Origin of the sequence: Pseudomonas cavernicola (assembly GCF_003596405.1) — a bacterium.
GTDB classification, from domain to species: Bacteria; Pseudomonadota; Gammaproteobacteria; order Pseudomonadales; family Pseudomonadaceae; genus Aquipseudomonas; species Aquipseudomonas cavernicola.
This window is the reverse complement of sequence record NZ_QYUR01000002.1, coordinates 1,954,564-1,978,053: the sequence shown is the minus strand read 5'-3', so window position 1 is coordinate 1,978,053 and position 23,490 is coordinate 1,954,564. Positions and strand designations below refer to the sequence as shown.

24 protein-coding genes are annotated in these 23,490 nt (G+C 60.8%); 18 read left to right on the top strand and 6 right to left on the bottom strand.

Features of this window, described 5'->3' with window-relative positions:
- Window positions 1–73: 73 nt before the first annotated feature.
- From aroC to D3879_RS09485, 6 genes are all read left to right on the top strand, one after another.
- Complete coding sequence (gene aroC, locus D3879_RS09510) at window positions 74–1,165, top strand: chorismate synthase (RefSeq protein ID WP_119953979.1); 1,092 nt, start codon at window positions 74–76, stop codon at window positions 1,163–1,165.
- A 199-nt stretch (window positions 1,166–1,364) separates the two neighbouring features.
- Window positions 1,365–2,543 carry an MFS transporter gene (locus tag D3879_RS09505; RefSeq protein ID WP_119953977.1) on the top strand — a complete coding sequence of 393 codons (1,179 nt, stop codon included), beginning with the start codon at window positions 1,365–1,367 and terminating at the stop codon, window positions 2,541–2,543.
- On the top strand, window positions 2,540–3,151 hold the full coding sequence (locus D3879_RS09500; protein WP_119953975.1) for a methylthioribulose 1-phosphate dehydratase: 612 nt from the start codon (window positions 2,540–2,542) through the stop codon (window positions 3,149–3,151). The genes D3879_RS09505 and D3879_RS09500 overlap by 4 nt, the downstream gene beginning before the upstream one ends.
- A 184-nt stretch (window positions 3,152–3,335) precedes the next feature.
- Window positions 3,336–3,881 carry a 1,2-dihydroxy-3-keto-5-methylthiopentene dioxygenase gene (locus D3879_RS09495; protein ID WP_119953973.1) on the top strand — a complete coding sequence of 182 codons (546 nt, stop codon included), beginning with the start codon at window positions 3,336–3,338 and terminating at the stop codon, window positions 3,879–3,881.
- Window positions 3,882–4,025: 144 nt separating this feature from the next.
- Window positions 4,026–4,709, top strand: coding sequence for an acireductone synthase (mtnC, locus tag D3879_RS09490; RefSeq protein ID WP_119953971.1), 684 nt, complete (start codon window positions 4,026–4,028; stop codon window positions 4,707–4,709).
- 184 nt (window positions 4,710–4,893) lie between these two features.
- Window positions 4,894–5,085 carry a PLDc N-terminal domain-containing protein gene (locus D3879_RS09485; RefSeq protein ID WP_119953969.1) on the top strand — a complete coding sequence of 64 codons (192 nt, stop codon included), beginning with the start codon at window positions 4,894–4,896 and terminating at the stop codon, window positions 5,083–5,085.
- A 72-nt stretch (window positions 5,086–5,157) separates the two neighbouring features.
- Here the strand turns inward: D3879_RS09485 and D3879_RS09480 are convergent, their stop codons facing one another.
- Together D3879_RS09480 and D3879_RS09475 are read right to left on the bottom strand one after the other, a co-directional pair.
- Window positions 5,158–5,631: a methylated-DNA--[protein]-cysteine S-methyltransferase gene (locus tag D3879_RS09480; protein ID WP_119953967.1), complete on the bottom strand. Its 474-nt coding sequence runs from the start codon at window positions 5,629–5,631 to the stop codon at window positions 5,158–5,160.
- 4 nt (window positions 5,632–5,635) lie between these two features.
- On the bottom strand, window positions 5,636–6,532 hold the full coding sequence (locus D3879_RS09475) for a DNA-3-methyladenine glycosylase family protein (protein WP_119953966.1): 897 nt from the start codon (window positions 6,530–6,532) through the stop codon (window positions 5,636–5,638).
- Window positions 6,533–6,801: 269 nt separating this feature from the next.
- Here D3879_RS09475 and speE point away from each other — a divergent pair, with 269 nt between their 5' ends.
- Both speE and D3879_RS09465 read left to right on the top strand, forming a co-directional pair.
- Window positions 6,802–7,662: a polyamine aminopropyltransferase gene (gene speE / locus D3879_RS09470; RefSeq protein ID WP_119953965.1), complete on the top strand. Its 861-nt coding sequence runs from the start codon at window positions 6,802–6,804 to the stop codon at window positions 7,660–7,662.
- Between the two features lie 768 nt (window positions 7,663–8,430).
- Window positions 8,431–10,521: an LTA synthase family protein gene (locus D3879_RS09465; protein WP_119953964.1), complete on the top strand. Its 2,091-nt coding sequence runs from the start codon at window positions 8,431–8,433 to the stop codon at window positions 10,519–10,521.
- A 195-nt stretch (window positions 10,522–10,716) separates the two neighbouring features.
- Here the strand turns inward: D3879_RS09465 and D3879_RS09460 are convergent, their stop codons facing one another.
- Together D3879_RS09460 and D3879_RS09455 are read right to left on the bottom strand one after the other, a co-directional pair.
- The gene (locus tag D3879_RS09460; protein ID WP_119953963.1) at window positions 10,717–11,001 is read right to left on the bottom strand and encodes a hypothetical protein; all 285 of its coding nucleotides are present in this window, start codon (window positions 10,999–11,001) and stop codon (window positions 10,717–10,719) included.
- A gap of 371 nt (window positions 11,002–11,372) precedes the next feature.
- Window positions 11,373–12,404 carry an AraC family transcriptional regulator gene (locus tag D3879_RS09455; protein WP_119954935.1) on the bottom strand — a complete coding sequence of 344 codons (1,032 nt, stop codon included), beginning with the start codon at window positions 12,402–12,404 and terminating at the stop codon, window positions 11,373–11,375.
- A gap of 126 nt (window positions 12,405–12,530) precedes the next feature.
- Between D3879_RS09455 and D3879_RS09450 the strand changes: the two genes are divergently transcribed.
- The 9 genes from D3879_RS09450 to D3879_RS09410 all read left to right on the top strand — a co-directional run bounded on the left by D3879_RS09450 (window position 12,531) and on the right by D3879_RS09410 (window position 21,743).
- Window positions 12,531–14,006, top strand: coding sequence for a flavin-containing monooxygenase (locus tag D3879_RS09450; RefSeq protein WP_119953962.1), 1,476 nt, complete (start codon window positions 12,531–12,533; stop codon window positions 14,004–14,006).
- The gene (locus D3879_RS09445) at window positions 13,990–14,922 is read left to right on the top strand and encodes an alpha/beta hydrolase (RefSeq protein WP_119953960.1); all 933 of its coding nucleotides are present in this window, start codon (window positions 13,990–13,992) and stop codon (window positions 14,920–14,922) included. Before D3879_RS09450 ends, D3879_RS09445 begins: the two co-directional genes overlap by 17 nt.
- A gap of 1 nt (window position 14,923) precedes the next feature.
- Complete coding sequence (locus D3879_RS09440) at window positions 14,924–15,685, top strand: SDR family oxidoreductase (protein WP_119953958.1); 762 nt, start codon at window positions 14,924–14,926, stop codon at window positions 15,683–15,685.
- Between the two features lie 433 nt (window positions 15,686–16,118).
- On the top strand, window positions 16,119–16,460 hold the full coding sequence (locus D3879_RS09435) for a ribonuclease E inhibitor RraB (RefSeq protein WP_119953955.1): 342 nt from the start codon (window positions 16,119–16,121) through the stop codon (window positions 16,458–16,460).
- A gap of 138 nt (window positions 16,461–16,598) precedes the next feature.
- Window positions 16,599–17,306 carry a type 1 glutamine amidotransferase gene (locus D3879_RS09430; protein ID WP_119953952.1) on the top strand — a complete coding sequence of 236 codons (708 nt, stop codon included), beginning with the start codon at window positions 16,599–16,601 and terminating at the stop codon, window positions 17,304–17,306.
- Window positions 17,307–17,778: 472 nt separating this feature from the next.
- A complete protein-coding gene (locus tag D3879_RS09425; protein WP_119953950.1) occupies window positions 17,779–19,188 on the top strand; it encodes a circularly permuted type 2 ATP-grasp protein in 1,410 nt (469 codons plus the stop codon).
- Window positions 19,189–19,191: 3 nt separating this feature from the next.
- A complete protein-coding gene (locus D3879_RS09420; RefSeq protein ID WP_119953948.1) occupies window positions 19,192–20,142 on the top strand; it encodes an alpha-E domain-containing protein in 951 nt (316 codons plus the stop codon).
- Window positions 20,139–20,936 (top strand): transglutaminase family protein, encoded by a 798-nt coding sequence (locus D3879_RS09415; RefSeq protein WP_119953945.1) that lies wholly within the window; start codon window positions 20,139–20,141, stop codon window positions 20,934–20,936. Before D3879_RS09420 ends, D3879_RS09415 begins: the two co-directional genes overlap by 4 nt.
- A gap of 72 nt (window positions 20,937–21,008) precedes the next feature.
- A complete protein-coding gene (locus D3879_RS09410; protein ID WP_119953943.1) occupies window positions 21,009–21,743 on the top strand; it encodes a proteasome-type protease in 735 nt (244 codons plus the stop codon).
- A gap of 174 nt (window positions 21,744–21,917) precedes the next feature.
- On the opposite strand, the gene D3879_RS09405 is transcribed toward D3879_RS09410, so the two are convergent.
- Entirely contained in the window at window positions 21,918–22,718 is an 801-nt protein-coding gene (locus tag D3879_RS09405) for a cytochrome c (RefSeq protein ID WP_119953940.1), read from the bottom strand.
- Between the two features lie 2 nt (window positions 22,719–22,720).
- On the bottom strand, window positions 22,721–23,080 hold the full coding sequence (locus D3879_RS09400; protein ID WP_119953938.1) for a rhodanese-like domain-containing protein: 360 nt from the start codon (window positions 23,078–23,080) through the stop codon (window positions 22,721–22,723).
- A gap of 39 nt (window positions 23,081–23,119) precedes the next feature.
- On the opposite strand from D3879_RS09400, the gene D3879_RS27455 reads away from it, so the two are divergent.
- On the top strand, window positions 23,120–23,254 hold the full coding sequence (locus D3879_RS27455) for a hypothetical protein (RefSeq protein WP_274381363.1): 135 nt from the start codon (window positions 23,120–23,122) through the stop codon (window positions 23,252–23,254).
- Window positions 23,255–23,490 lie beyond the last annotated feature (236 nt).

Here is a 23,490-nt window from a genome sequence, read left to right as displayed (position 1 = left end):
GGATGAACTGCTTGGGCACGGCGGGTATACTCCTCGGCCTTTGTTTGTGGCTGATTTTCGCGGAGCGTCCTGCATGTCCGGCAATACCTACGGCAAGCTGTTCACTGTCACCACCGCTGGCGAGAGCCATGGCCCGGCCCTGGTCGCCATCGTTGACGGCTGCCCGCCGGGGCTGGAGCTGTCGTTGACCGACTTGCAGCGCGACCTCGATCGGCGCAAGCCGGGCACCAGCCGCCACACCACGCAGCGCCAGGAAGCCGACGAGGTCGAGATTCTCTCCGGGGTGTTCGAAGGCAAGACCACGGGCTGCCCGATTGGCCTGCTGATCCGCAATACCGACCAGAAGTCCAAGGACTACTCGGCGATCAAGGATCTGTTCCGCCCAGCCCACGCCGACTACACCTATCAGCACAAATACGGCATCCGTGACTATCGCGGCGGCGGCCGCAGTTCTGCCCGCGAAACCGCCATGCGCGTAGCGGCGGGTGCCATCGCCAAGAAATACCTGGCGACTCTGGGCATTACCGTGCGCGGCTATATGAGTCAGCTCGGTCCGATCGAGATCCCGTTCAAGAGCTGGGATTCGGTCGAAGAAAACGCTTTCTTCAGCCCCGACGCGAGCAAGGTGCCAGAGCTGGAGGCCTATATGGACCAGTTGCGCCGCGATCAGGATTCGGTCGGCGCGAAGATCACCGTGGTCGCTGAGGGTGTGATGCCTGGCCTGGGCGAGCCCATTTTCGACCGCTTGGATGCGGACCTGGCCCATGCGCTGATGAGCATTAATGCGGTGAAAGGCGTGGAGATCGGCGCCGGCTTCGCCAGCATCGCCCAGCGCGGCACTGAGCATCGGGATGAACTGACCCCGCAAGGTTTTCTCAGCAATAACGCCGGCGGGATTCTCGGCGGGATTTCCTCCGGCCAGCCGATCGTGGCCCATCTGGCGCTGAAGCCGACTTCCAGCATCACCACGCCGGGTCGCTCGATCGATGTGGACGGCAACCCGGTCGAGGTGATCACCAAAGGGCGCCACGACCCGTGCGTCGGCATTCGCGCCACGCCGATTGCCGAGGCGATGATGGCCATCGTGTTGTTGGATCATCTGCTGCGTCATCGTGGGCAGAACGCTGGCGTGCAAGTGAATACACCGGTGCTTGGGCAGTTGTGATTGCTTTATGGCGGGTGCTGCGTAGGTTGGCGCTGAGCGCAGCGATGCCCAACATGCAGGGCAAAGGCCTGCCAGCACCCACCCTGCACCATTACGTCACGCCGAACCACCCCGAACTCAGGCAAGGCTGCCATCGCAGATCAAGCTTCGGACGGTACAAAGCTCAGCAGCAACCTACGCGCCAACCCATGTTCAGCGTATGAGCGATATTCCTTACTGGCGGCTGTCCAGCTTCTACCTGTTCTACTTCGCCTTGCTGGGCGCTACGGCGCCCTTTTTGGCCTTGTATTTCGACCACCTGGGGTTTTCCAGCGCACGGATCGGCGAGCTGGTGGCGATCCCCATGCTGATGCGTTGCGTGGCGCCGAATCTCTGGGGCTGGCTCGGTGATCACACGGGGCGGCGGCTGGCTATCGTGCGCTTTGGCGCGCTGTGCACCCTGATTTGCTTCAGCCTGATCTTCATCAGCAAAAGCTATGCCTGGCTGGCGCTGATCATGGCGCTGCATGCGTTCTTCTGGCATGCGGTGTTGCCGCAGTTCGAAGTGATCACGCTGGCCCACCTGAAAGAGCAGGCCGCGCGCTATAGCCAGATTCGCCTGTGGGGCAGCATCGGCTTCATTCTCACGGTGGTCGGGCTGGGCAAGCTGTTCGAGCTGCTCAGTCTGGACGTCTATCCCTGGGCCTTGATCCTGATCATGGGCGGCATCGTCATCAGTAGTTGGTGGGTGCCCAATGCGCAGCCGCAGGCTCGGGCCGGTCGGCTGGGCGAGGGCGGTTTTATCGCCCAACTGCGCCGGCCCGGGGTGCTGGCTTTTTATAGTTGCGTGGCGTTGATGCAGCTCAGCCACGGCCCGTATTACACCTTCCTGACCCTGCACCTGGAGCACCTGGGCTACGCACGCGGTTTGATCGGCCAGCTGTGGGCGCTGGGGGTGGTGGCGGAGGTATTGCTGTTCCTGGTGATGGCGCGGATTCTCCAGCGGTTTTCCTTGCGCCAGGTGTTGATGGCGAGCTTTCTACTGGCCGCGCTGCGTTGGCTGCTGTTGGGCAACTTTGCCGAGCACCTGCCGGTGCTGCTGGTCGCGCAACTGATGCACGCGGCGACTTTCGGCAGCTTTCACGCAGCGGCCATCCATTTCGTGCAACGTAGCTTCGGCCCGCAACAACAGGGCCAGGGCCAGGCGCTGTATGCGGCGCTGGCTGGCACCGGTGGGGCGTTGGGCGCGTTGTACTCCGGCTATAGCTGGAACACCTTGGGGCCGGCCTGGACCTTTGCCATCGCCAGCCTGGCGGCATTGGCTGCTGCGGTTATCATCGGCATGCGCTTGAAAGACACTGAATTGACAGCGACTGAATTAAACGAGGAGCGGGCATGAGCCGCGAACAACTGGCCCAGGAAGTCATTGAAGCCGGACGCTTCCTCTACGGCCGTGGCTGGTCGCCAGCTACCAGCAGCAACTATTCGGCGCGTTTGTCGGTTCACGAAGTGCTGCTGACCGTGTCCGGCAAGCACAAGGGCCAGCTCGGCATTGATGATCTGTTGGCCACCGATCTGGCCGGCAATAGCCTGGAGGCGGGCAAAAAGCCCTCGGCGGAAACCTTGTTGCACACGCAGTTGTATGCCTGGAAGGCGGAGATCGGCGCGGTGCTGCACACTCACTCTGTTAACGCCACCGTACTGTCGCGGCTGACCGCAGGCGATCATCTGGTCTTTGAAGATTACGAGTTGCAAAAGGCTTTTTCCGGTGTCTCGACGCATGAGTCGAAAGTCGTGGTGCCGATCTTCGACAACGACCAAAACATCGCCCGCCTGGCCGGCAGGGTGCAGCCCTGGCTGGAGGCCAACCCGGAGTGCGTCGGTTACCTGATCCGTGGCCACGGTCTTTATACTTGGGGGCCGAGCATGAGCGACGCATTGCGTCAGGTAGAAGCTTTCGAGTTTCTCTTCGAATGTGAGCTGAAAGTGCGCGCCTTGCAGCGCTGAGCACAGATTCCGTACCTGAATGCTGGGTTTCACTTCGTTCTACCCAGCCTACGAGGCCGAGTACAACCTCCGTAGGCTGGGTAGAGCAGAGCGAAATCTGGCCTCTATCGATTGCCGCTGGGTTTCGGCAAAAAAAGCCTCTACCCAGCCTACGAGCGGTGGTCAACACCCGCAGAGGAAAACCATGAGCAGCCTGACCGTCTACCACGAAGCCTCCCCCGATCTGCCGAACAAGGTGTTGACCCATCTGGAAGACATCGCCTCGACCCTGGCCGCGGTCGGCGTGCGTTTCGAACGTTGGCAAGCCACTGCACCAATAGCCGCCGGCGCGGGGCAGGATGAAGTGATCGCCGCCTATCGCCCGCAGATCGAGCAACTGATGAGCGAGCGCGGTTATGTCACCGTCGATGTGGTCAGTTTGACCAGCGATCACCCGCAGAAGGCCGAACTGCGCGCCAAGTTCCTCGATGAACATCGTCATGCCGAGGACGAGGTGCGCTTCTTCGTCGCTGGTCGCGGCTTGTTCACCCTGCATATCGAAGATTATGTCTACGCCGTGCTCTGCGAGAAAAACGACCTGATTTCGGTGCCCGCTGGCACCCGGCATTGGTTCGATATGGGCGAGCATCCGCATTTCGTGGCGATTCGGCTGTTCAATAATCCTGAGGGTTGGGTCGCGCAGTTCACTGGCCAAGACATCGCCAGCCATTTCCCGCGCTTGGAAGACTGATCCCAGGCATGATCATTCCCACGCTCCCGCGCGGGAACGCAGCCGGGACGTTCCGTGTCCTCAGGCACCGAGACGCCGGACGCAGAGCGTCCAGCACGGGTCCCCACGCTGGAGCATGGGAACCATCAATTTCTGGAGTTACCCATGTCCATCAAAGCCATTCTCACCGACATCGAAGGCACCACCAGCGCAGTGAGTTTTGTTTTCGATGTGTTGTTTCCCTATGCCGCGCGCCATTTACCGGATTTCGTCCTGAACAACGCCGAGCAACCGGCTGTGGCGGCGCAACTGGCAGCTGTGCGGGCCGAGAGTGGTGAAGCCGAGGCGGATCTGCCGCGGGTCGTCGAAATCCTTCTCGAGTGGATTGCCGAAGACCGCAAAGCTACGCCGCTCAAGGCGTTGCAAGGAATGATCTGGGCCGAGGGCTATAAAGCGGGACAACTCAAAGGGCATGTCTACCCGGATGCGGTAGAAGCGCTGAAACGTTGGAAGGAGGAGGGTTTTGAGTTGTATGTCTACTCCTCCGGCTCGATCCAGGCGCAGCAACTGATTTTTGGCTGTTCGGTCGCCGGTGACCTGACGCCGCTATTCTCCGGCTATTTCGACACCACCTCCGGACCCAAGCGCGAGGCTGCGTCCTACACCCGCATCGCCGAGCGCATCGGCCGCCCGGCGGATGAAATCCTCTTCCTTTCGGACATCGTGCAAGAGCTGGATGCCGCCCAGCAGGCCGGTATGCAGACCTGTGGCTTGGCCCGCGAGGGGGGGGAATTGCCGGGGCATCCGGCTGTGGCCAGTTTTGCGGTGATCGACCTCAACGGCTTCTAAATCATCTCGACGTAGGGTGGATCAGGCCATCGGCGATAATCCACCAGCCGGCCGGGTCGGTTGGCGATTGGCGGCACCTTCGGTGCCGGTGGTGGGTTTTAACCCACCCTACATTGAGCGCAATACGGAACCTCTGGCCCAGCGACTATCCTACGGGGGCAACCCTTCACACAGGAATGTCATCATGGATTCTACGTTTAGCGGCCTGATCGGCCTGATCATTCTGGCCCTGGATATCTGGGCGATTCTCAATGTGATCAAAAGCGGCGCAGAAACCGGGATGAAGATCATCTGGGCGCTGCTGATCCTGTTTCTGCCAGTGCTGGGCCTGATTATCTGGGCCGTCGCCGGGCCGCGCGGTAATGTGCGGATTTAGCCGAGCCTTCGAAAGTGGCTGTTTCCAACGCCGTATAGCGCGCGAAGCCCGCAGAAGTTTTTCAACGGCCTTTTAGAGTAACCACGCGCCTTCCAGCTGCAGCAGCAGTTGCTTGCGCTCCAAGCCGCCGGCGTAACCGGTGAGGGTGCCGTTGCTGCCGATCACTCGGTGACAAGGGATCACCACGGCAATCGGGTTGGCGCCATTGGCGGTGCCGACGGCGCGCACGGCTTTCGGCCGAGCAATCCGCTGGGCTAAATCGGCATAGCTGCAGGTGCGGCCGAAAGGGATTTCCAGCAGCGCCCGCCAGACTTCACGCTGGAACGGCGTACCGGCCGGCGCCAGGCGCAGCTGGAACTGTTGGCGCTGGCCGGCGAAGTACTCGTCTAGTTGCCGGCAAGCGTCATCCAGTTGCTGCGCGGCGGCTTGCCAGTCCTGCGCCAGTTCCCAGGGTTGTGCTGCATTCATATGCAGCAGGCGCAGGCCCTCGTCATCGCCGGCGAGCAGCAGGGGGCCGAGTGGGCTGTCGTGGTAGCGGTAATACATGGCTTCAATCCTCTGCGTAGCTTTGCCAGAGATACATGGCGGCGTAGGCGCGCCAGGGGCGCCAGGTTTCGGCCCGAGCCGCGAGTATGCGGGCGTTAATGCCGTCATCGCCCCAGATCCGCGCCTTCAGCAGACCCAAGTCGCTGACCGGGAAGGCATCCGCCACGCCAAATGCGCGCAGGGCGATATATTCAGCGGTCCAGGGGCCGATACCCGGCAGTGCGCAGAGGCGCTCGACCAGCGCTTCTACGCCGTCATCGGCATGCAGTGCAAGAGTGCCCTCATGTACGGCGCGGGCAAAGCGCTGCAGGGTTTCCACGCGCTTGCCAGGCATGCCGATGCCGTCCAGCACGCTACCGGCGATGGCTTCGGCAGTCGGGAACAAGCGTTGCGGCCCATCTGCTGGCGCGTCCGCCAGCGTTTCGCCCAGTCGCGTCACCAGACGCCCGGTGATAGTCACTGCGGCCTTGACGGTGACTTGCTGACCGATGATGGCGCGCACCGCCTGTTCGAACGGATCAAAGGCCGTGGGTAGACGCAGGCCAGGGTAACGCTCCACCAAGGGTGCCAACAGCGGGTCGGTGCGAAGGTGGGCGGCAATCAGCGCGGTGTCGGCATCTAGGTCGAACATCCGCCGCACCCGTTTTACCAGCGGCTGGGTCAGGCTGCTGGCGGAAGGGCTCAGGCTTAGCTCCAGAGCCGCTTCTTCGGCCAGCGGACGCAGCTTGAACCAGCCGCTGGTGGTACCCAGTTGGAAGTTGCGGTGGTAGCTGTGTGGCGTCAAGCGTTCCACCGCGGGCAGGCAGCGCAAGGCGAAGTACTGCTGGAACTGCTGCCAGCTCCAGGGCATCAGATAGGGTAGGCGGACTACGGTAGCAGGCAGTTCAGGGGTGTCGTTCATGGGTTGACGATAGCGTCCTGCCCCCTGGGCTGTCTTCCCGTAACTTGCTTTTGAATCCGTTCTAAGCATTTTTCGCGGTGCTTTCTGACCAGTTGTAGCCGATCCAAGGTTCGACCTGTCATGGCTGCCCACGTAGAATGCGCGCCTTTCATGGGCGCAAGGAGCTTGACGAGCCTGCGGATCGTCGGCCGCTTTTGGCTTTCGATACCCCAAGCCGACAGGCTCCAAGCCCTTCGTTTGGTTGACGGCAGGACAGAGGAGATAGACCCATGAGCGATTATCAAGAGACCCTCTACGAAGGCTATGGCCAGCGCTTTCGCATGGACAAGCTGCTGCACGAAGTGCGTACCGAACACCAGCATCTGGTGATTTTCGAGAACCCGCGCATGGGCCGGGTGATGGCGCTGGACGGCGTGATCCAGACTACCGAAGCCGACGAATTCATTTACCACGAGATGCTCACCCACGTGCCAATCCTCGCCCACGGCGCGGCCAAGCGGGTACTGATCATCGGCGGTGGCGACGGTGGCATGCTGCGCGAAGTGAGCAAGCACCGCACGGTCGAGCACATCACCATGGTCGAGATCGACGGCACCGTGGTCGAGATGTGTAAAGAATTTCTGCCGAACCACTCCAAGGGCGCCTATGACGACCCGCGGCTGAATCTGGTGATCGATGACGGCATGCGTTTCGTTGCCACCACCGAGGAGAAGTTCGATGTGATCATCTCTGACTCCACCGACCCGATCGGCCCGGGTGAAGTGCTGTTTTCCGAGAACTTCTACCAAGCCTGCCGTCGCTGCCTGAACGAAGGCGGCATCCTGGTCACCCAAAACGGTACGCCCTTCATGCAGCTCAGTGAGGTACAGACCACTGCCAGCCGCATGGATAGCCTGTTCGCCGATTGGCACTTTTACATGGCGGCAGTGCCGACCTATATCGGCGGCGCCATGACCTTCGCCTGGGGCGCGACCAACGCCGAGCTGCGCAAGCTGCCGCTGGACACCCTGCGCCAGCGCTTCGTCGGCAGCGGTATCGTTACTCGCTATTACAACCCGGAAGTTCATCTGGGCGCTTTCGCTCTGCCGCAGTACGTGCTGCAAGCGGTGAACAAACCGAGTAATGACTGAGTAAGAGCTGCGTCAGGAAAAGGGGGGCTCGCAGGCCGTGTGAAAACGTAGCGAGCGAAGGTTAGACAAGGCGCAACGCAGCGAAGCGGAGTAACAGCCGCAGGCTGGTCCGAAGGGCGAGCGCCAGCGAGTCAAAACTGGCGAGAAAGCGCACGACTGCAGGGATGCAGGAGGTAGAGCGAAGCAGGATGCCCGAGCCGAGTTTACGAGTGGTAAATGAGCATTTTGAGCCTGTTTTTAACGCCGTATAACCGAGCGCAGTAGTTTTCACACGGCCTGCTCGGGGCGACTCCCTGTTGGGCATCGCTGTGCCCAGCACCAACCTACGAGGCTGTCTTTTGCCCGTGTGCAGCTCGATAAAGGCTTGCGGTCGCACATTGCTCACAGGGTCGAGGACCGCAGATGCGCGGCCTGAAACCTACAAAATTTTCACATCGCATAGCGGAAAATCGCGCCGCGATGCCAAACAGTACAGTGCTTGGCTCAAGCCGTGGCGGAGCAAAGCTGACGACATCAGCGTTCGCCCTGGTTTAAATGCACTGAGCTCGTTGAGGGGGTAATGCCGACGGCTGATGGGCCAGCGAGGACGCCACGCCCAGGGCGCGGCTGCTTGATAGTGGACCGTGTCGGCCAGCTACAGGTTATCCTTGCGCCCCTGCGCTCAGCACCGATCCCCATTGCTCTTGCTTGCGGCCGGTTATTCATGGCGGAGCAGGGCTGCAATCGCAGCATTGAAATCAAACGTCTACCGAACGGATCTTAAACACCATGGCTAACACGGACGCCCTGAGTAACAAGCACTCCTCATCGCGCTTATTCCGCCCGACTGTGAAAAGTCACCTCGCGTTCACGCTCTTGAGCGCCTTGGCCTTACTGCTGATGTACTCGCTGCTGCGCGTGGCCCTGCTGGTCTACAACCGCGAACTGATCGGTGTGACCCCAGCCGCGACTTTTGCCGAAGCCTTTTTCAACGGCGTGCGCTTCGACCTGCGGGTGGTGGTATTTGCCTGCGTGCCGTTGCTGCTGGCGTTGTTCAGCGTTCGCGCCATGGCGGCTCGCGGCCTGCATCGCATCTGGCTGACGGCGTTCGCCAGCATCACCCTGTTTCTCGGGCTGACCGAGCTGGATTTCTACCGCGAGTTTCACCAGCGTCTGAACAGCCTGGTGTTCCAGTATTTCCAGGAAGATCCGAAAACTGTCCTCAGCATGCTCTGGAACGGCTTCCCAGTTGGCCGCTACCTGCTGGCCTGGGCGCTGGCGACCTGGCTGCTGGCCAAGCTGTTCAAGGGCCTCGACTTCCTCAGTCGACCGCAAGCTACGGTGGTGCTGCCGTCCTCTGCCACCAGTCATTCGGCGCCTTGGCACTGGCGTGGTATGGCGTTTGTGCTGTGTCTGGCACTGGCCGTTCTGGCGGCGCGCGGTACCGTGCGTCAGGGGCCACCGCTGCGCTGGGGCGATGCCTACACCACCGATTCGATGTTCGCCAACCAACTCGGCCTGAACGGCACCCTGACTCTGGTCTCGGCGGCCAAGGCCAGCTTCTCCTCGCACCGAGACAACGCCTGGAAGTCGACCATGCCGGATGCCGAAGCCCTGCAGGCTGTCCGTGAAATGCTGCTGACACCGAACGACAAGCTGGTGGATACCGACAAGGCCGCCATCCGCCGCGACTTCACGCCGCCGGCCGATGGCACGCTACCGGTCCGCAATGTGGTGGTAATCCTCATGGAGAGCTTCGCCGGCCACTACGTCGGCGCCTTGGGTAGCCCGGATAACATCACTCCGAACTTCGACAAGCTGGCTAAAGAGGGCCTGCTGTTCGACCGTTTCTTCTCCAATGGCACCCATACCCACCAGGGCATGTTCGCCACTATGGCCTGCTTCCCCAATCTGCCCAGCTTCGAGTATCTGATGCGCATGCCGGAAGGCGGCCACAAGTTCTCCGGTTTGCCGCAACTGCTCAGTGCTCGCGATTACGACAATCTGTACGTCTACAACGGCAACTTCCAGTGGGACAACCAATCGGGGTTCTTCAGCAACCAAGGCATGACCGACTTCGTTGGTCGTGAGGATTTTGTCGACCCGGTGTTCATGGACCCGACCTGGGGCGTGTCCGACCAGGACATGTTCGACCGCGGTGCGGCTGAGTTGGAGAAGAACTTTGGCGAAAAGCCGTTCTATGCCTTGCTGCAAACCTTGTCCAACCACACGCCATACGCCTTGCCAAAAGACTTGCCGGTAGAGCGCGTTAGCGGTCATGGCTCACTGGATGAGCACCTGACCGCCATGCGTTATTCCGACTGGGCTCTGGGCCAGTTCTTCGAGAAGGCGCGCAAAGCGCCGTACTTCAAGGACACCCTGTTCGTCATCGTCGGCGACCATGGCTTCGGCAGTAACGAACAACTGACAGAGATGGACCTGTACCGCTTCAACGTGCCGTTGCTGCTGATCGCTCCGGGCATTCAGGAAAAGTTCGGCGCCACCCGCGACACTGTTGGCACCCAGATCGACATCGTGCCGACCATCATGGGCCGCCTAGGTGGCGAAGTACGGCACCAGTGCTGGGGCCGTGACCTGCTCAACCTGCCGGAAGGCGATCATGGTGTTGGCGTGATCAAACCTTCTGGCGGCGAACAGACCGTTGCCATCGTCACGCCCAATCGCATCCTGATTCAGCCCAAGGGCTTTGAGCCGCGCCTGTATGACTACCAACTAGGGGCGAACTCGAAAGCTGAACGCGTGCCGGGCGATATTGACCCCGTGCTGAAGAAGAAGCTCGAAGCCTTCCTGCAAACGGCAACCAAGAGCCTGCTGGGCAACACGGCAGGGGTTGTGGACGGAAAGCCGGGTAGCAGTTGATAAAACTGCTTGAGTAATAAAAAGGGGCCATAAGGCCCCTTTTTATTGTTTGGTCGAGAAAGGTGGAAGCGGAAAGTAAAACCGGATTTTTTACTCTAACGTCGCAATTAATAGGCCGGCTTATCCACAGCGAAGCGGTGGGTAAGCCGGTCTTGGTTGAAATGCCTTGTTAGCTTTCTTCACTCAATAGATGCTCTATTTGGCGAGTGCTTTCTTTATGAGGCCAATAACTGCAATCAATACGGCACCGCCCACGCCACCGCTGGCAATACTTCCAATGACGCTGCCAAGATCCATGCCCCCCGTGCCCGCTGCGACTCCCAGCATGCCAAGCAACTGACCGCCAAGCCCACCACCTATAATACCGGCAATAGAGTTACCGAGAGTGCCCAAGGATGAATCCTTCATCAAAGAACCAGCCGCATTTCCACCAATAGCACCGCTGATCAATTGAATAATTAAAGGTAGTAGCGTTTCCATAGTGGTTCCTCATTAGTTAACTATGTGAATACTAGATGCAAACCATAATTTTGCACCTTGCTGACAATTGGATCATTCCACTTTTTTTAAAAGCTAATCACTATTAGGTGGCATCAATACTGCGTTTATTCGCGATAACATTTTGCATAAAGCTCGATATCTCATTGTTAAGTCGCTGATTCTTTCAGCCTAAGCAGACAAGCACGACATTGCGAAACAAGCTTGCGTACTGTTAGCAGAGCGATTCATTTCATACGGTAGACTTCAGCTGCCAGCACTGCTGGCTATCGGCCAGTGTCTTATCGGCAAACTAAGGGGAGGGTGAGCATTAACGCTCGGCGCCGTAGCGCAAGGTTCTGTACGAAAAGTACCTAGCGCTGTTGCTGCGTGCGGTACTGCCTGGGGGGCACACCCTTCCAGCGTTTGAAGGCGTGGATAAAGTTGGAGACTTCGCCATATCCCAAACGCTCGGCGATTTCTTCCAGGGTTAGCCCGCCGGTGGCCAGTAGTTCTTCGGCCAGGGCCTGGCGCACTTCCTCAAGCAATTGCCGAAAGCTGCTGCCTTCCTCGATCAGGCGGCGGCGTAGGGTGCGTGAGGTCATGTGCAGTTCGCTGGCCAGTTGTTCCATGGCTGGCAGTTGCCCTGGCTGGGCCAGCAGGCGATTGCGGATGCGCCCACTGAGACCCGCCCGCACGCGGCGTTTGGCCAAGAGCGCTTGGCACTGTTGCTCGCAATGCAGGGCCACTTGTGGGTTGGCGCCGGGCAGGGGACGGTCGAGCAAGTCGCGGTCGAGGACGATACGGTTTTCCGCGGCATTGAAGGTTGGCGTCAGGCCGAACAACTCTTGATAAGGCGTCAAGTCGCTGGGGGCAGGGATGCGGAAGCTGGCGCGCTTAAGCGGCAGACGGATGTTGGTCAGATCGCGCTGGATGCTCATTACTCCGGCGGCGTCGCGTTCGAGGATGAAGCTGCGCAGGTCTTCGGGCACGTTGCGCTCGTCGAGCAGTAGATGCGCTTCATCGCCGATTTCTTCCAGGCGCATGCCGTGGAAGGCGTAAGTCAGGTCCAGATAGCGCAGGCCCAGTTGCGCGGCGCTGCGGAAGGTCGGGCTGCTGAGCAGGGCGAACCCCCAGATGCCATAGGTGTTGAGGTGGTAGCGCATACCGGCCTTGAGGCCGATACCGGGCAGGTGGCCGAGGGCGCCGACCAGATTGCGGATCAGGCTTAGCTCCTGTTCGGCATCGATTTCCGCGCCCGGATCAGCCAGTAGCGCTAAATCCAGGCCGCTGCCAGCCAGGCAGCGCTCAAGCGAAAGCCCCTGATCGAGACCGAACTGGGTGAGCAGTTGCACGCTGATGGCACTGCGGCGGGGAGGCCAGGTGGTTTGCGGTTTGTTCGACATGTTGTCCGACATCTTTGTCCGAATCGCACAATTGTTGGCCGACTATGCCATAACGATCCTGCAAGTGGCGCTTTAGCATCTGCTGACTCGCATTGTTTGCGCAGAGAACCATCAGGGATAAAAACAATGATTAAAGCATCCCCGCCAGCCGCGCCTTTGCGCGTGCTGATTATCGGCTCCGGTTTCGGCGGCATGGGTTTGGCCATCCAGCTGCAGAAGGCCGGCATCAGCGACTTTCTGCTGCTGGAGAAGGCTGCCGAAGTCGGTGGCACCTGGCGCGATAACCGTTACCCCGGCGCCGCCTGCGATGTGCCTTCGCACTTGTATTCGTTTTCCTTCGAGCCGAAAACAGACTGGTCGCGCAAGTTCGCCCCGCAGGCGGAGATTTTCGCTTACCTCAAACACTGTTCGGACAAGTACGGCCTGCGTGGGCAGATCCGCTTCAACACGGAAGTGGCTGGTGCCGAGTTCGATGAATCGCTAGGGCTTTGGCGTGTCACGAGCGTCGCAGGCGAGGTGTTCACTGCGCAGGCGTTGGTCAGCGCCTGTGGCCAGCTGAATCGCCCGGCTTATCCACGAATTCCGGGGTTGCAGACATTTCAAGGCGAGGCCTTCCACTCGGCGCGCTGGAATCATGCTTACGACCTGCGCGGTAAGCGGGTGGCGGTTATTGGCACGGGAGCCAGTGCTATTCAGTTCATCCCGGAAATAGCGCCGCAGGTGGCGCAGTTGCATCTGTTCCAGCGTTCGGCGGCATATGTGATCGCTAAACCGGATCGTGCTTACCGCCCCTGGGAGTTGGCCGTGATGCGCCGCTTGCCTGGGTTGCAGAAACTCGACCGGATGCTCAAGTACATCCAGCACGAGTCGCGGGTGTTGGCGTTTTCCACGTTCCCGCCGCTGATGCGGCTGATGAAATTCGCCTTCCGCCTCCACTTGGCGCGGGGCATCAAAGACTCAGGCTTGCGCCACCAGATGACCCCGGATTACCCGATGGGCTGCAAGCGCATTCTCATCTCCAACGACTACTACCCGGCGTTGGCCCGGCCGAATGTGGCGATCGTTAACGACGGCATCAGCGCGGTGACGGAGCGGGGTGTGGTGACGGCCGACGGCCGTGAGCGTGAGGTGGATGCAATCATCTACGGCACCGGTTTTGCTGCCACGGATTTCCTCGCGCCGATGCAGATCAAGGGGCTTGGCGGGCGCGAGTTGAATCAGGCCTGGAAGGAGGGTGCCGAGGCCTATCTGGGCATCAGCGTCAGCGGCTTTCCCAATCTGTTCATCCTGTACGGGCCGAACACCAACCTGGGACACAACTCCATCATTTATATGCTGGAGAGCCAGTTCCCTTATGTGCTGAGCTGTATCAAGCAACTCGCAGCGCAGGGTTTGCGCTATCTGGATGTAAAACCGGCGGTGCAGCAGGCGTTTAACCAGCGTCTACAGAAAGTGATTCATCACTCGATCTGGGAGCAGGGCTGCACCAGTTGGTATAAGACTGCGGCCGGCAAGAACACCAATAACTGGCCGGGGTTCACCTTTACCTATCGCCAACACACTCGCGCGCCGGAGCTTAAGCACTATGACTGCATTCGTTGAATTGCCAGATCGCCAGCGCTTGAGCCAGCGTCTGCTGGCGGGTGTGTTGCGCGGCAGCTTGTACCTGTTGTTTCGCGGCCTGGTCCGCCCGCCGATGCCGATTGCCGGGCAGCGCGCGATTATCCGTGGGCTCACAGCCGCGGCTGTGACGCCACGAGGTATCGAACGCTCCAGTAGCACCCTGGCGGGCAGAGCTTGCGAGTGGCACCGGCCGGCGCAGGACAGTGGCCGTGTGCTGCTGTACCTGCACGGCGGCGCCTACCTGATCGGCTCACCGGCAACCCATCGCAGCATCACCAGCCATTTGGCTAAACGCTGCGCAATGGCGGTGTGTGCGCTGGATTACCGTTTGGCGCCGGAGCACCCTTATCCGGCGGCGTTGGAGGATGCGCTGGCGGCTTATCGCGAGTTGCTCGTGCAGGGCTATACGGCTGAGCAGATCGTGATCGGTGGCGACTCGGCTGGCGGCAATCTGAGCCTGATCACGGCACTGCGTATAAAACAGTTGGGGCTACCGATGCCAGCCGCGCTGGTGTGTTTCTCGCCCTTGACGGATGCGACCTGCAGCCAGCTGCATAAGCCGCCAGCCGGTGACCCGTTGCTTAACCCCGCCTGGATTCAGCAAGCTGCCGGGTTGTTTTGCCCGGCGGGCATGGATCGGCGCGATCCGGGCCTGTCGCCGGCCTATGCCGACTTGACCGGGCTGCCGCCGCTGCTGATTCAGGTGGGGGAGGATGAGCTGCTGTTGAACGATAGCCTGCGCCTCGCCGAGCAAGCCACGGCTGCCGGGGTGACGGTCGTACTGGAGCGCTATGCGGGGTTATGGCATGTATTCCAGGCCCATGCCGGCATGCTCGATGTGGCTGATCTGGCCTTGGCCAGGGTAGCGAACTTTTTGCAGCAGCAGGGGAGCTGAGATGGGCAATATTCTGATTACCGGTGCCGCTTCCGGCATCGGCGCTGCGACCGCGCGCTTGTTCCATGCCCGGGGTTGGAAGGTCGGCTTGCTGGATATCAATCATGCCGCGCTCGCCAGTTTGGCCGCAGAACTGGGTGGCGTTTGGCATGCCGAGTTGGACGTGATCGACCCCGTTGCGGTGCAGGCTGCCTTGGCTGATTTCACCGCGTTGCATCACGGCCAGCTGCGCTTGTTGTTCAACTGCGCGGGCATCCTGCAATGCGGCAATTTCGAGCAGATCGAGATGGCCGAGCACGCGCGGATCGTGCAGATCAACGTACTCGGGTTGCTGCAAATGACGCACGCGGCGTTTCCCTATCTGAAAGCCACGCCGAATGCCCAGGTGATCAATATGGGCTCGGCTTCCGGGCTGTATGGCGTGCCGCATCTGGCCAGCTACTCGGCCTCTAAGTTTGCCGTGCGCGGGCTGACCGAGGCGCTGGAGCTGGAGTGGTGCAAACATGACATACGCGTCGGCGACCTGATGCCGCCATTCGTGCGTACGCCGATGGTTTTCAGCCAACGTTTCGAGGCACCGGTGATGCGCCGCCTGGGCGTTAAGTTGACCGCTGAAGACATCGCTGCGGTTGCTTGGCAACAGGCTCAGGGTTCGGCTGTGCATCGGCCGATCAGCTTGCAGTTCAAGCTGATGTACTGGTCAGGGCAAATCACGCCGCAGTGGCTTAACCGGCTGATCATGGGTTGGCTGAGTCGCGAGTAAGGCGTCCGGCCCCGCCAGGTAGTGGGCTGCGGCGCTGCGTAGAGGGGGGCGTCCCACACCGGTATGCTGCGAAACGCGTGGGCTGAAGCCCACCCTACAGGGGCTCTGAGCTTGCACAAGTCCTGCAAGGGGCGAATTGGCTGGCGGGCTGCTTGGGTGCCGCTGGTCGCCGCTCTCGTCACAAGTTGTTTTCCGGGCCAGCAGATCTGGCCTGAAAGCACTACCCTGCAAGAGACAGCTCTGGTCACTCGCTCTGAGTGCCTGCTGTCGACCAGGCCTCAGCTGTAGGTCTGGCTTGTGCCACATCAAGCAGCTACACGCTTGATCCTCGGGCGGCACGGCCGGCTAGCGTGCCGCGACGTCAGCGCCGTTGCGTTGGCAGCAGCAATGGGAAAGCGGTCTATCCATCCATCGCTTGAGAGGGGGTCGTTTCATGAGCACAGCCTTCCACGATGATGTCAGCAGTAATGTTCTGCGCCGCATGAAAGAGGGTGGTTTTGATTTCGCCCGTATTCATCCAATCGAGTTCTACGCCATTTTCCCGGACGAGGAGCGGGCCCGAATGGCGGCTAAAAACTTTCGCAGTGAATCGCTGAACGCCCAGGTAACCGCGCGGGATGATGGGGCCTGGCACCTACTGATCAGCAAAGTGATGTATGCCACCTACGACGGCATTGGCGACTTCGAGCAGGACTTGGAATTACTGGTCGCACCGCTCGGAGGGGTTCTCGATGGCTGGGGAGTGACCCAGGAGATCAAGGGGCTGCGCGTTTAAGGCGCAGCCTTGGCCACAACTCACCGATTGACCGCGAGGTTGGTCGGTGTTGCCAGATACCCCGCCAAACCAGACATTTCCTTTACTCGACCACGGCACGGCGTTTGCGTCAGACTGAGCAAAAGAGGTAGTTCAGTCATGACCGATATCCTGATTCTCACCCATGTTGATTATTGTCCTGCCGGTCATCTGGCCCATGTGCTCGATGCGCAGGAACTCGACTTTTGCGTGCTGCGCGCCGATTTGGGCGAGTTGCAGGGCTATGACCTCGACCGACCCAAGGCGGTAGCCATCATGGGTGGGCCAATGAGCGCCAATGACCCATTGCCCTGGATTGGGGCAGAAATTGCCGCGTTACGGCATTTTATTCAACGCGATATCCCATTGATCGGCCACTGCCTGGGTGGCCAACTGCTGGCCAAGGCATTGGGCGCCTCGATTCACCGCATGCCTTACAACGAGATTGGTTGGCAGCCGCTCAGTCAATCGAGTCAAGCGGCAGGCAACCCGTGGCTGGCACACCTGCCGGAGGAGTTCCCGGTTTATCAGTGGCATGGCGATACCTTTGACCTCCCTGAAGGCGCGCAGCGTCTGTTATCCAGCCCTTGGTGTCCCAACCAGGCGTTTGCCTGGGGCGATAAGGTGTTAGCGCTACAAGGCCACCCGGAAATGACCGAAGAGTTGGTGCGCCTGTGGCTGACTGACTGGGCTCATCTGCTCGACGAAACGCAATCGAGCCAGCAGCCCCGCAGACAGATGCTCGACGACCTGCCGACCAAGGTGGCGGCCCTTAACCAGGTGGCTGAAGGCTTTTATCGGCATTGGTTGAAGCTGGCGTTTGCTTGAGTTGGATCTGCCGCCAGCCACGTAAAAGGCCTCCAATGGCGTTGGGCTGGAGCTTCTTGTTGGAGCGAACCTGTGACCCACATGGATGTGGGGAATGCGGCAAGCCGTAAGGAACGGCTACCGCCTCGCCAAGCCCTTCAAGCAAGAGCATCGCGAGCAAGATCGCTCCTACAGGTTTTGCGCTTTTCCACTGCACGCCCTGCAACAGCGAACTCAGACTTAGCCCTGCCGATAATGCGCAGCTCGCGCACCCCGCTGAAATCGAGCCCGCCTATGCCAGCCAGAGGCTGATCCGTTGCTGCATTGTCGGCTGCTGTGCCATGGGGCGTGGTGAGCCGAGGCGGGTACTGTGCTGCGCGGTATTGGTGCGTACTATTTCTGCTCGGTTTGTAACCATTTGATCTGTATAGAATAAGTCTGCTGGCTCGGGCTTTGCAGTGCTCCAGTACGTCCGGGTGACAAGGAGTACAGCATGACCCGCACCTTTTACGACGAGATGTACCAGGCAAGCGGCGATTGCCGCCCGCACTACCGGGAGTTCGCCCGTTGGCTGGCGGATACTCCGGCTGAGCTGCTGGCCCAGCGCCGCAGAGAAGCTGACCTGCTGTTCCACCGCGCAGGCATCACCTTCACCCTCTACGGTGATGACCAGGGCACCGAGCGACTGATCCCCTTCGACATCATTCCGCGCAGCATTCCGGCCAGCGAGTGGCGCATTGTCGAGCGCGGCTGCATCCAGCGGGTGCAGGCACTGAATATGTTCCTCGCCGACATCTACCATAACCAGCGCATCATCAAGGCCGGGATCATTCCTGCCGAGCAGGTGCTGGCCAACGAGGGCTACCAGCTGGCGATGCAGGGCCTCGATCTGCACCGTGACCTGTATGCACATATTGCCGGTGTCGACCTGGTGCGCGACGGCGACGGCAGCTACTACGTTTTGGAAGACAACCTGCGCACACCGAGCGGCGTCAGCTACATGCTCGAAGACCGCAAGATGATGATGCGCCTGTTCCCCGAGCTGTTCGCCGCCCAGCGCGTCGCGCCTATCGACCACTACCCGAACCTGCTGCTCGACACCCTGAAGAGCTCCAGCCCGCTGGATAATCCCAATGTGGTGGTGCTCACGCCGGGGCGTTTCAACAGTGCCTATTTCGAGCATGCCTTCCTCGCCCGCGAGATGGGCGTGGAGCTGGTCGAGGGGGCCGACCTGTTCGTTCGCGATGACAAGCTCTATATGCGGACCACCTCCGGCGCCAAGCAGGTGGATGTGATCTACCGGCGTCTCGATGACGCCTTCCTCGACCCGCTGGCTTTCAACCCGGATTCCATGCTCGGTGTGCCGGGGCTGCTCTCGACCTATCGCACCGGCAACCTGGTGCTGGCCAACGCCATCGGCACCGGCGTGGCGGACGACAAGTCGATCTATCCCTACGTCGGCGACATGATCCGTTTCTACCTGGACGAGGAGCCGATCCTGAAGAACGTGCCGACCTGGCAGTGCCGCAAGCCTGAAGAACTGTCCCATGTGCTGGCTAACCTGTCGGAGCTGGTGGTCAAGGAAACCCAGGGCTCCGGCGGCTACGGCATGCTGGTTGGGCCGGCGGCGAGCAAGGCGGAAATCGAAGTCTTCCGGGCGCGGCTGATTGCCAAGCCGGAGGCGTATATCGCCCAGCCGACCCTGTGTTTGTCGACGTGCCCGACCTTTGTCGAGAACGGCATCGCCCCGCGGCATATCGACCTGCGCCCGTTCGTCCTGTCTGGCAGGGAAACCCGCCTGGTGCCGGGCGGTCTGACCCGTGTGGCGCTGCGTGAAGGTTCATTGGTGGTCAACTCGTCGCAGGGCGGCGGCACCAAAGACACCTGGGTGGTGGAGGAGTGACATATGCTGAGTCGTACTGCCTCTGACCTGTACTGGATGTCGCGTTACCTGGAGCGTGCCGAGAACCTCGCGCGGATGCTCGACGTCAGCTATTCGCTGTCGTTGATGCCGCAGGATGGTCGCGGCGATGGCCTGGAAGAACTGGCCCTGCCGCTGCTGATCACCGGCACCCTGGACGAGTACCTGACCCGTCACGGCCCGCTGCATGCCGAGCGCATGCTACATTTCTTCGCCCTCGATGCGGACAACCCGGCGAGCATCTACAACTGCCTGGGAGCGGCGCGCAGCAACGCCCATGCGGTGCGCGGGCGCATCACCGCGGACATGTGGGAGAACATCAACGCCACCTGGCTGGAGATTCGTGGCATCGCCGAGCAGGGGTTGGGGCGTTATGGCATCAGCCGCTTCTGCGAGTGGGCCAAGGAGCGTTCGCACCTGTTCCGTGGCGCCACCTTCGGCACCATCATGCGTGGCGATCCGTACCGCTTTATCCGCCTCGGCATCTTTATCGAGCGGGCCGATAACACCTTGCGCCTGCTCGATGCGCGCTACGAAATGCTCGGCGAGGATATCGACGAAATCGATGGTCGCGCGGCGCGCAGCTACTACCAGTGGAGCGCACTGTTGCGCGCGCTGTCCTCATTCGAAGCTTTCGCCGAGATTTACCGTGGCTCGCCGGGCACGCGCAAGGTGTCGGAGCTGTTGCTGCTGCGGCCAGATGTGCCGCGTTCGTTACGCGCCTGCATGGATGAACTCAACCTGATGCTCGCCAGCTTGCCGGGCGAGAACGGTCGCCCGGCTCAGCGTCTGGCGGCAGAGTTGGAGGCGCGCCTGCGCTACACCAGCATCAACGAAGTCCTGAGTGAGGGCCTGCACGGCTGGCTCACCGATTTCATCCTGCTGGTGCGCCAGCTGGGCCAAGCCATTCAAAGTTCATACCTGGAGGTCGCATGAGACTGTCCATCAGCCACGACACTACCTACCACTACGAAGATCAGGTGCGCGCGAGCATCCAGTACCTGCGTATGACACCCCATGATAGTGAACGGCAGCAGGTGCTCAACTGGGAGCTCAACCTGCCGCGGCCGGTGCGTGCCCAGCTCGACCCTTACGGCAATATCCTGCACGTGCTGACCATGGACGAACCCCATGAATCCATCGTCATCGGCGCCCGCGGCCAGGTTGAGATCGATGAGCTGCGCGAGGCCGAGCACGAGGGCCAGTCGGCCTTGCCATTTTTGCGCGTCACCCGCCTGACGGAGCCGGACCAGGCGCTGCGCGAGTTCGCCAAACAGCAATGCAAGGACCGCCGTGACCGCACGGGGTTGATTGAACTGATGCACGCATTGAATGCGCACATCTGCTACCAACCGGGCACTACCGCGGTCGAAACCAGCGCGGCCGAAGCCTTCGCCGGGCGGCAGGGGGTGTGTCAGGATCACGCCCACGCATTTCTCGCCTGCACGCGCAGCCTGGGTATTCCGGCGCGCTATGTGTCCGGTTATCTGTACACCGACAGCAGCGACCACCTGGCCAGCCACGCCTGGGCCGAAGCCTGGCTGGATGGCGGCTGGTACAGCTTCGATGTGACTAACTGCCTGGCTAAACCCGAGCGGCACCTGAAGCTGGCAATCGGTCTGGATTACCTGGATGCTTGCCCGGTGCGCGGCATGCGCCGTGGGGGCGGCATCGAACAGATGCACGCGCATGTGGAAGTTTCCCCGCTGCTACGCGTACAGCAGCAGTAGCACTGGATACTCGATAGCGCCCGGTGCAGCCTTTCCACTGCACCGGGCGCGCTTGTTCGTTACAGGTGAAGAATGACCTATTGCGTTGCCATGAACCTGGCCGGAGGGCTGGTGTTCGTTTCTGACTCGCGCACCAATGCGGGGGTCGATCACATCGCGACCTTCCGCAAGCTACATGTGTTCGGTGTGCCGGGTGAGCGATTGATCGTGCTGCAAAGCGCCGGCAACCTGGCTACGTCGCAATCGGTGATCAGCCTGCTGCGCCACCGTCTGAACGGGGAGGGCGAGCATTTGCACACTGTGTCGAGCCTCTTCGCCGCCGCCACGCTGGTAGGCGATACCGTGCGCGAAGTGCTGTCCCGCACCGGCGGCGCCACTCTGACCCAGGGCGTCGACCTGGGCTGCTCCTTCCTTCTCGGCGGGCAGATCCGCGGCGAAGCGCCGGCGCTTTACAACCTCTATCCGCAGGGCAACTTCATCGCCTCCACTGAGGACACGCCGTACTTCCAGATTGGTGAAAGCAAATACGGCAAGCCGATCCTGGATCGCGCCCTCAGCCATCAGACGTCCTTGCAGCAGGCGTTGCGTTGCGCGTTGATTTCCTTCGACTCGACCATCCGCAGCAACCTCTCGGTGGGGATGCCTCTGGATCTGCTGGTGTACCGAGCCAACAGCCTGGAGCTGCCCACAGGCTTTCGGGTGCACGAGGGCGATGCCTACTTCGAAGAGATTCGCCAGCAATGGTGCAGCGGTCTGCGCCAGTTGCTCGGTCAATTGCCACCGCCGCCCGGTGACTACTGGGGGTAGTCGCCGCGCAGCTCGGTCGCACCAGAACCGCGTGGGCTGCACAGATTTGTAGGCTGGTGTAGAGCGAAGCGACAAAACGGCAGGAATGCCGTTTTGCACAGCTTTAGCTGCCCGCAGGGCGCACCTCGTGAAACCCAGCAAGCGAGCTAGATTAGCGCCACAAGACGGCTCGCCTTACCAGCTGTCGACCTTGCGCCCGGTCATATGGCGCAGGTAGGCGAGCAACTGGCTCAACTCGCTCTCGCTCAACACAGCCTCGCTAAACCCCGGCATCTTGCCCTGCGGCCAGCGCCGCATGCTCTGCGGGTCGCGGATGTAGGCGGTGAGAAAATCAGCGGCGAAGTACTCGGTCGGGTTATGCGGAATATTCAGATCCGGGCCGAACTGCGAGTCGCCGACAGCATTCAGCCGATGACAGGCCAGGCAGTTTTTCTGGAACAGCGCAAAGCCCGATTGCACGTCTGCGCTGGCCGTGGCAGCCGGCAACAATGCCGGGAAGCGCTCGGTCACTGAAGCGAGTTGGCGGATCTTGGCGACCTGAAACGGCCACTGTTCCGGGCCGATATTGGCGGCTTGCGGGTTGCTCCAGACCAGATAAAACGGCCCTGCGCTCGGTTTTCCCGCGGCCAGCGGTGGCCAGGGCCGAGCCGGGTCTTCCACGGCCAGCCATGCGCGGCTGCCCGTCTTGCTCAGCAACGGTGCGGCCGGCAGTTCGGCGGCAAAGCCATCCAGCGCCACGGCTTGCAGATGATCGCCCGGTTGCACGCCCGCGAGCAGCGCTGCCAGCGGCACAGCGCGATAGGACATGGAGTGCTTGTAGCTGACGTCATTGGCGATCTCGATCTGCTGCGCCTGCGGATGGGTAAGCAGCTCGGCGGTGCTCCAGCTACGGCTGCCCGCGGGCAGTGCCAAAATCAGTTCGGCGGCGTGTAACGGGGTGATGGTCGTCAGCAGAGCGAGAAGCAGTGCGCGCATTTTTAATCCTCAAGAGCCAAAGCGGTTTTCAACTCTTGGTAACCACCGGCGTTGATCACATGCGTATAACCCAATTTTCTCAGCTCATCCTGGGCGATGCCCGAGCGGCGGCCGCTGCGGCAGTAAAGGACGATGGGGGTGTCTTTATCCGAGGTAAGGCTGGCGATCTGTGTATCGATTTGTTCATAACCGATACGGCTGGCGCCGGGCAGGGCGCCTTCGGCAAATTCCTCGGCTGTGCGTACATCGATCAGTAGCGTTTTGGGCTCTGCCAGCGCCTGAACGGCAGCGGTCTGGTCGACCTCAGCGGCAGCGGCCGACAGGCTGAAAAGCAGGACACAACCTGCGAGTAGGGTGCGCATAGCCGTCTCCTTAGGGCATGTCGATGGCACCCTAGCACAATGCCTGAGCCCAATGGCCGGCAGCTAGTGCGGGGGGCGCGCAGTACGGTGACGGTGTTGCTGGCAGGGTTGTTTGCGCCATTGGCGCCGGTAATGGTCGTCGCCGGCCTCGGCAATACGGGTGGCGGTATTTAACGATTGGTTTGATTGCCGTGCGCCTAGTGGCCTGTGTGGCTAGTTCCATTAGTTAGCTTCGGCGCCTGAAGTCGCGATCCAGCGTTGCAATTCCTCGCCGTAGCCCTGCTACGACTCGTCATTGCGCCTTGCCTCGCGACTCCAGGCATCCGAATTTAAGTTAACGAACTAACCGTACAGACCACTCGGTCGCTCGCCCGAGCAAGCCGGGTGGTGTTGGTGTGTTCGAGGTTTTT